The sequence below is a fragment of the Acetobacter sp. genome, assembly GCF_022483985.1.
In the GTDB taxonomy this organism is placed as follows: Bacteria; Pseudomonadota; Alphaproteobacteria; order Acetobacterales; family Acetobacteraceae; genus Acetobacter.
Map to the genome: position 1 here is coordinate 521,642 of NZ_JAKVME010000002.1, position 8,359 is coordinate 530,000.

5 protein-coding genes (1 of these 5 only partly in view) are annotated in these 8,359 nt (G+C 60.2%); 4 read left to right on the forward strand and 1 reads right to left on the reverse strand.

Features of this window, described 5'->3' with window-relative positions; all coding sequences use genetic code 11:
* From LKE90_RS14045 to LKE90_RS14060, 4 genes are all read left to right on the forward strand, one after another.
* Entirely contained in the window at nucleotides 1–489 is a 489-nt protein-coding gene (locus LKE90_RS14045; RefSeq protein WP_291491830.1) for a (2Fe-2S)-binding protein, read from the forward strand.
* A complete protein-coding gene (locus LKE90_RS14050) occupies nucleotides 482–2,809 on the forward strand; it encodes a xanthine dehydrogenase family protein molybdopterin-binding subunit (protein ID WP_291491829.1) in 2,328 nt (775 codons plus the stop codon). Before LKE90_RS14045 ends, LKE90_RS14050 begins: the two co-directional genes overlap by 8 nt.
* A 296-nt stretch (nucleotides 2,810–3,105) precedes the next feature.
* A complete protein-coding gene (htpG, locus tag LKE90_RS14055) occupies nucleotides 3,106–5,004 on the forward strand; it encodes a molecular chaperone HtpG (RefSeq protein ID WP_291491828.1) in 1,899 nt (632 codons plus the stop codon).
* A gap of 190 nt (nucleotides 5,005–5,194) precedes the next feature.
* On the forward strand, nucleotides 5,195–6,463 hold the full coding sequence (locus LKE90_RS14060; RefSeq protein WP_291491827.1) for a hypothetical protein: 1,269 nt from the start codon (nucleotides 5,195–5,197) through the stop codon (nucleotides 6,461–6,463).
* 140 nt (nucleotides 6,464–6,603) lie between these two features.
* Here the strand turns inward: LKE90_RS14060 and LKE90_RS14065 are convergent, their stop codons facing one another.
* On the reverse strand, nucleotides 6,604–8,359 hold the 3' portion of the coding sequence (locus tag LKE90_RS14065; RefSeq protein WP_291491826.1) for an ABC-F family ATP-binding cassette domain-containing protein. The gene runs 68 nt beyond the window's last position; the window shows 1,756 of its 1,824 coding nt (coding positions 69–1,824); its start codon lies beyond the right edge, outside the window — the gene reads right to left on this strand; the stop codon is at nucleotides 6,604–6,606.

Below are 8,359 nucleotides of genomic sequence, written 5' to 3' on the forward strand. Positions count from 1 at the left end.
ATGATCAAATTCAAACTCAATGGCCGTGACGTCTCGCTCGACGTGCCGGAAGACACCCCGCTGCTGTGGGCTCTGCGGGACGATCTCGGGCTGACAGGCACGAAATTCGGTTGTGGCGTCGGCCAGTGCGGCGCCTGCACCGTGCATGTCGGCGGACGGGCGACCCGTTCCTGCGTGACGCCAATTTCCGCTATCGAAGGCGCTGACGTCACCACGATCGAAGGGCTGGACCCGGACGGTCGTCATCCGCTTCAGGAGGCGTGGCAGGAAATTCAGGTGCCGCAGTGCGGTTACTGCCAGTCAGGACAGATCATGCAGGCCGCCAGTCTGCTGCGTGATTATCCCGAGCCGACCGATGAGGACATTGATGGCGTCATGGGGGGCAGTCTCTGCCGCTGCATGACCTATATCCGCATCCGCAAGGCCATCAAGGAAGCCGCCGCCGCCATGAAGTCGGCCAAGACGGAGGGAGATCACTCCAATGGGTAAGCTCGAACGCATTGCCGCCCAGCAGGACCGGGCCGCAGGGCGCGGTCTGTCCCGGCGTGGCTTCCTCTCCGCTGCCGTTGGCAGTTCCTTCCTGTTCGGTTTCGCCCGTGAGTCGAAGGCCGCGCAGACCTATCCGCTTGGTGCCCCTCTGCCGCCACCGGAATTCGAGCCCAATATCTGGTGCTCGGTTGCGCCGGACGGCACGATCAACGTCAACATCATCCGCGCGGAAATGGGCCAGCATATCGGCACGGCCCTCGCCCGGATCATCGCTGACGAAATGGAAGCCGACTGGGACAAGGTGAAGATCACCTATGTCGATACGGACCCGAAATGGGGTCTGATGGTCACGGGTGGCTCATGGTCCGTCTGGATGACATGGGATATTTTCCGTCAGGCTGGCGCTGCCGCCCGGACCATTCTGGTCGAGGAAGGCGCGAAGCTGCTGGGTATCCCGGCCTCGTCCTGCCATGCCCGTGATGGCCATGTGATTGGTGGCTCTTCCTCCATCAGCTTCGGTGACATCGTCGCCAAGGCGAAACCGACACGCAGCTTCACGCCGGACCAGATGAAGGCTCTGTCGCTGAAGCCAGCCTCGGAGCATCGTCTGATTGGCAAGCCGGTGAAGTCTCTGGACATTCCATCCAAGACCAACGGCACGGCGATGTACGGCATCGACGCGAAAATCGACGGCATGGTCTATGGCCGTCCGAAGATGCCGCCGACGCGCTACGGCTCCAAGGTCGTCTCGGTTGATGACACCGAAGCGAAGAAGGTTCCGGGCTACATCCGTTACATCACGCTGGACGATCCCAGCGAGACAGTACCGGGCTGGGTCGTCGTTCTGGCAAAAAGCTATCCTGCCGCCATCAAGGCGACGGATCTGTTGAAAGTCGAGTGGACGGCTGGCAAGACCGCCAATGTCACGGAAAAGCAGATTCAGGATCGCGGTCGCGAACTGATCGGCAAACCCGATGCGGGCACTCTGGTTTTCAACGACAAGGGCGTCGATGAAGCCTTCAAGGGTGCGAAGTGCGTTCTGGAGCAGGAATACACCTGCGCTTCGGTAATGCACTATCAGCTTGAGCCGATGAACGCGATTGCCCAGCTAAGGGACGGCACATGGGAAATCCACTGCGGTAATCAGTGGCAGAGTCTGTTTCTGCCGGTCATCGCCAAGGCGCTCGGCGTGCCGGAAGCCAAGGTGAAGATGGTCAGCTATCTGCTCGGAGGCGGTTTCGGTCGTCGTCTGAACGGTGACTATGCGGTTCCGACGGCGCTGGTGTCCAAGGCTATCGGCGGCAAGCCAGTCAAGCTGATCCTGACCCGTTCGGACGACATGCAGTTCGACTCCATCCGTTCACCCTCCGTGCAGAAGGTGCGTGTGGCGCTGGATGAGAAGAACGCCATCGTCGGGTTCGAGCATCATGCGACGGCAGGCTGGCCAACCGAAGTGATGGCGGCGGCCTTCATGGAAAAGGGTGTGGACGGCAAGCCTTACGATCAGTTCGCCATTGCGGGAGCGGATAGCTGGTACGATTTCGGAACGATGCGCGTCCGTGCGATCAGCAACGATCTTGCGAAGGAGACTTTCCGTCCCGGCTGGCTGCGTTCGGTGAGCGCGGGCTGGACCCCGTGGGCGCAGGAAAGCTTCATCGACGAGGTGGCCCATGCTCTTGGAAAAGATCCGGTCGCGTTTCGTCTGGAACTGCTGAACGGCAACGGACCGGACGGACGCAACAAGGGTCAGGCTCCGGATTCCAACGGTGGCGCGCTGCGCCAGGCGGCTGTTGTGAAACGGCTGGCCGAGAAGGCTGGTTGGGGCAAGCCGCTTCCGAAAGATACGGCGCTCGGCATGGCGACGACCTTTGGTCAGGAACGCGGCATGCCGACCTGGACCGCTGGTGCGGTACAGGTGCATGTGGATCGGGCAACGGGTGTCGTCACCTGCCAGAAAATCTGGCTGGTGCTGGACGCCGGAACCATCGTCGATCCGGACGGCGCGCTGGCGCAGACAGAAGGCGGGGCGCTCTGGGGGCTCAGCATGGCGCTGTGTGAAGGCAGCGAGATCGAGAACGGCGTCTGCCGCGACCGCAATCTCGACACCTACACGCCGCTGCGCATGCCGGATGTGCCGGAGATGGACATCGAGTTTGTCGAAAGCACCGAAAAGCCGATGGGTCTCGGCGAGCCGGGCGTGACCACCATTGGCGCCGCCATTGGTAACGCCATCTACAACGCCGTGGGTGTGCGCCTGCGTCATATGCCGATCCGTCCGGAAGATGTGCTGGCGGCACTGAAGGAAAAAGGCGCGGCCTGATCGCGCTATGAAGGGGAGTAGGGCTATTTCTGCCCCCTTTGTTTTCATCAAAGTTTTGGTGAAGCTTTTCTCAAAAAGCTTCAGAAGACGTTGCCTTTTGAAAAAGCGGCACCCGAAAATTTCGTTATATTTACTCAAATTTGCGAACAGTTTTTCAAGGTAACCCAGCCAGAGGGTGACCTTTTTGCTGCTCTTTACCCGCTTGAAAAACGATTGCGACCATCACACATTCCGACAGGCTACAGTCACCCGCCGACTGCATTTGAATGAACTGAAAACAGAAGGATATTGATTAAATGACCGGACAGGAGACAAAGAATCCGTCTTCAACGGCTGAAAAGCATGAATTCAGCGCCGAAGTCGGGCGTCTTCTCGACCTTGTCGTTCACTCCCTTTATTCCGAACGCGAGATTTTCCTCCGCGAACTGGTGGCCAACGCCGCCGACGCAACCGACCGTCGCCGTTTCGAGGCGCTGACTGATGGTGCCCGTGCGCTTCCGGAAGACGCAAAGATTCGCATCAATCCGGACAAGGACGCCCGCCTGCTGACCATCACGGATGATGGCACCGGCATGACCAGAGAAGAACTGGTCAGCAATCTCGGCACCATCGCCCGGTCCGGCACCCGTGCCTTCGGCAAAGAGCTTGAGAGCGCCAAGCCCGAGGACAAGCCGAACCTGATCGGTCAGTTCGGCGTTGGCTTCTATGCTGCCTTCATGGTGGCGGACCACGTGGAAGTTGTCTCCCGCCGCGCCGGTTCCGATGAGGCCTGGAAATGGACCTCGGACGGCAAGGGATCTTACGAACTCGCGCCAGCGACCCGTGAAAAGCCGGGTACGGACATCACTCTGCATATCAAGGAAGATGCTGACGAGTTCCTTGATTCGTGGCGTTTGCAGGAAATCATCCGCAAGTGGGCTGACCATATCGCGTGGCCCGTGACCATCGTAAAGGATGGTGAGGAAAGTCCGGCCAATGAAGGCACCGCTCTGTGGCGCAAGCCGAAGAGCGAAGTGACGGAAGACCAGTATAACGAGTTCTACCGTCACATTTCCCATAACTTCGACACACCCTGGGATACGCTGCACTGGCGCGCGGAAGGCACCATCGAGTTCAACGCGCTGCTGTTCATTCCCGGCTCACGTCCGTTCGAGTTCGGCGATCCGGCCCGCGAGAGCAAGATCCGCCTGCATGTAAAGCGGATGTTCATCACGGACGATGCTGCCCTGCTCCCGGCATGGATGCGTTTCGTCGTCGGTGTGGTGGATACGGAAGATTTGCCGCTGAACGTCTCACGTGAAATGTTGCAGGCGACGCCGGTTCTGGCGCGCATCCGCAAGGCCGTGACGGGCCGTGTGCTGAACGAGATCAGGAAACGGTCTGCCGACAATGCCGAATTCCTGAAATTCTGGGAAAACTTCGGCTCCATTGTGAAAGAAGGCATCTGGGAAGACGCCGAGCATCGCACGGAGCTGGCCGGTCTGGCGCGTTTCCGTTCCAGCGCGGTGAAGGCCGATGAGGAAAATCCGGAGACCGGCTGGACCACACTGGCCGACTATATCAGCCGCATGAAGCCCGAGCAGGACGCGATCTATTACCTGACAGGCGACAATGAGGACGCAGTAGCCAACTCGCCGCAGCTTGAAGGCTTCCGGGCACGTGGTCTGGAAGTGCTGCTGCTGTCCGAACCGGTCGACTCCTTCTGGCCGGATCGTCTGACCAGCTTCGAAGGCAAGACGCTCAAGAGCGTCACGCAGGGCGCCGCTGACCTTGAGAAGTTTGCTGTCGAAGGTGAAGCAGCGACGGGCGAAGCCGCAGACATGGACATTCTGCTTCCGGCGCTGAAAGAGGCGTTGGGAAGTGAAGTGTCCGACGTGCGCGGCACAGATCGTCTGGTGTCCAGCGCCGTCGTGCTGGCGGCGTCCGAGAATGGTCCGGACCTTCAGTTGCAGAAGCTGATGCGTCGCAGCGGTCAGAAGCTTCCGGAATCGGCTCCGGTTCTGGAACTGAACCCACGGAACCCGCTGGTGCTCGAACTGGCCCGCAAGGCGGCGGAAAAAAGCCCGGTTCTGGCTGATCTGGCGCGGGTGCTGCTGGATGTCGCCCGTATTCAGGACGGCGAGAATCCGAAGGACCCGGCGGCTTTCGCCCAGCGTCTGACAGGTCTGCTGACTGTCGCGGCCAAGGGTGAATAAAGGCAGGCCTTCTTCCGGATGATGGAAAGGCGGGTGGGATCATGGTCCATCCGCCTTTTTTTCAGGATCAGCCTCGTTATCCTAAATTAAGGCTGATTGCCGATTGTGTGGTGCTTGCACAGATTCTGCCAGAAACATGTGAGCAGGTGAGGCGTTCTGTCTGGCGATGCAATCGGTGAGGGAAGCGGATTTGAGTGGTGACGCAACAGAACGGCTGACCGTGGCTGCCGAGAGGAGCTTTGTTTCCGCCTTGACGCAGGCGGAGCATGATCTGGAAAAAGCCGATGTGGGAGCGGTCATTGCTGACTGTCGGCGCGCATTCGATACATGGCCGGACATCCGCTTCCTGCGTCAGATTCTGCTGAAAACCTTCGAGACGGCCAGCGCCGGTGAACGGAAAGCGGTCTGTGACCTGCTTCTTCGCACGGAAATGCGTGATGAGGCGCAGGACGCGGATATCGCGGCAGCCCTGTTCAATGAAGGTCGTTTTGAAGAAGCGCTTCCTCTGCTCCGTAATGTGGTCCGTGGACTGAGAGGCGAGCGTTTTTCCGGCTGGAACTACATTCGAAGTCTCGAAGCGACGGGACGGTATGACGAACTGATCGACAGCGCGGATTTTCTTGATGAACTGGCGGCTTCTCAGGGCGGACGCATATCGCTCTACAGCCAGTTGGCCAACGCCCGGCTGACAAAAACCTTTCAGCGCAAGGCCCTTTTACAGGATCTGGAAGAAGCGGAAAATTCCGAACTCTGGCTGTCAGTCGAGCGGGCAGGGGGGATGATCCGGCATGCTCTTCAGGCCGGTGAACCGTTCGGGCTGGTGAGAATGGCGTATGACGAGGCAAAGGTCATTTGCGCGACCAGCCTTCACGCATCGCTCCTGCTTCGGCCTGCTGAAATTGTCGAAATGGCCAATTCTGTATGGCAGAGGCTGTCTGAGACTCCGTTCTCCGAATGCGCCTCCAGCACACTGGCGAGGCTGGGTCGTGGCTACCGGCAGGCGACGCGAGACGCGGGGATTCTCTGTCTGCCTTCATCAGGCATCCTGCGGAACGACAGGGAGCATTTCGGCTTTTTTGCCGAACAGGACCGGGAAATCCGTATCGGGCGTTACAAGCCCTGTGCGGGGATCGATGTCATGCCCGCGCTCGCCGATATCGATCCGGGCTTGCGGTCGCTGCTGGGTGGCCTTCCTTTTGCGGGAGTTGTCTCCACGCATGAGGGGCTTGCGGCGCGGATAGCGGAAGCTTGCCAGTTCGGAACAGTCAACGATGTATGGCTGCGGCGGACCACTCTGGATGAAATGCTGAACCAGATTGACGAGATCTGGGTGCCTTATCCGGCGGCTGTCTTTCTGGTCGTGGCGGGGGCGCTCGGCCCCTATGCCTGCGGTCAGATTGTTGCAAAGGGTGGAATCGCGCTGGATGTGGATTCCTGCGTGCAGACATGGGGCGTCTGACCATTGAGAGCCACATCCGGTCAGACAGACACGTCTGCCGGATAAAGTGGCTCGATAAACACTGAGTCAGAGCGGTATCCGTGATCCGGATTGAACGGATGCCGCTCCAGCGGTCAGGCGGAGACGGCGCGTTCTCCGGGTCAGGAACTTTGCAAGCCTTCGCGCCTTGTTTCCAGTTCCAGCCACAGTTCTTCCGCCGTCGTCAGGTCCCGTTCAGCGGTATCCAGTTCTTCGCTCTGTCGGGCGAAGTTTTTGGGGTCCTTGGTGTAGAGGTCAGGATCTTCCAGCGCTTTCCGGAGCTTGACGATTTTAGCTTCGATTTCGGCAATACGCCCCGGCAGTTTGTCCAGCGCGAGCTGATCCTTGTAGGTCAGTTTGCGCGAACCAGCTTTGACCGTGCCGGTAGCGGGGGCAGGGGACGAAACAAGGGAAGGCTCAGGAGGGGCCGAGCCCTCACGCTGATCCAGCGCCTGTCCGTGACGCTGGGCCAGCATGTCGCTGTAGCCACCGGCATATTCAACCCAGTCTCCGCCACCGGTTGCCGCAAGGGTGGATGTCGCGACACGATCGAGAAAATCACGGTCATGGCTGACAAGCAGGACCGTGCCGTCATAGGACACCAGCATCTCCTGCAACAGATCGAGCGTTTCCAGATCGAGATCGTTGGTCGGTTCGTCGAGCACAAGCAGGTTCGAGGGGCGGGCAAGGGCGCAGGCCAGCATCAGACGACCGCGTTCCCCACCGGAGAGGCGTCCGACGGGTGTGCGGGCCTGCTCGGGACGGAACAGGAAGTCCTTCATGTAACCGATGACATGCCGTTTTTCGTCACCGACCTGCACCATCTCACCGCCACCGCCGGTCAGCGTATCGGCCAGCGTCTGTTCCGGGTTCAGTGTTTTCCGCTGCTGGTCGAGCGTCACCATCGCGACGGAGGGGCCTAGCGTGACAGTGCCGCTATCGGGCTGATCGACCCCGGTCAGAAGGCGCAGCAGGGTGGTTTTACCGGCTCCATTCGCGCCGACCACGCCCATGCGATCGCCTCTGAGAAGGCGCAGGTCGAGATTGCGCACGATGGGCCGATCGCCCCAGCTTTTGCAGGCCTGTTCGGCGACGGTGACGAGTTTGCCTGAGTTCGATGCGGTCTGCGCGGTGAGGTTAACCGTTCCCTGCGGGCGGACAGCGTCCTTTCTGGCCGTACGCAGGGCGGCAAGTTCCGCTACACGCCGCACATTACGCTTGCGACGGGCTGTGACGCCGTAACGCATCCAGTCTTCTTCGCGCGCGATCTGACGGTCAAGCTTGTGGGCGTCGCGTTCTTCCTGTTCCAGAACGTCTTCCCGCCATGACTCGAATCGTTCGAACCCCTGATCGAGCCGACGTGTCGTCCCACGATCGAGCCAGACCACGCTACGGGACAGGGTTTCCAGCAGGCGTCTGTCATGGCTGATGATGACCATGGCGGTGCGGAGGGAAAGCAGTTCCTTTTCCAGCCATTCGATGGTCGGCATGTCGAGATGGTTGGTCGGCTCGTCCAGCAGGAGCACATCAGGCTCCGCGGCCAGCACGCGGGCCAGCGCACAGCGACGGGCCTCTCCGCCGGAAAGTGTGGCCGGATTGTCTGTGGGGCTCATGCCGAGCGCGTCGAGCATGACGTTCGCCCGCCATTCCTGTGATGGATCGGTCAGCCCGCCGATGACGTAATCGAGCGCCGTTTCATACCCGGAAAGGTCGGGCTCCTGCGGAAGGTAGCGTAGCGTGCTGCCGGGCTGGAGGAATCGTGTTCCGGAATCGGGAAGGATTTCGCCGGCCGCGATACGGAGAAGCGTGGATTTGCCACAGCCGTTGCGACCGACAAGACAGACCCGTTCGCCGGGAGAGACAGAGAATCCCACACCA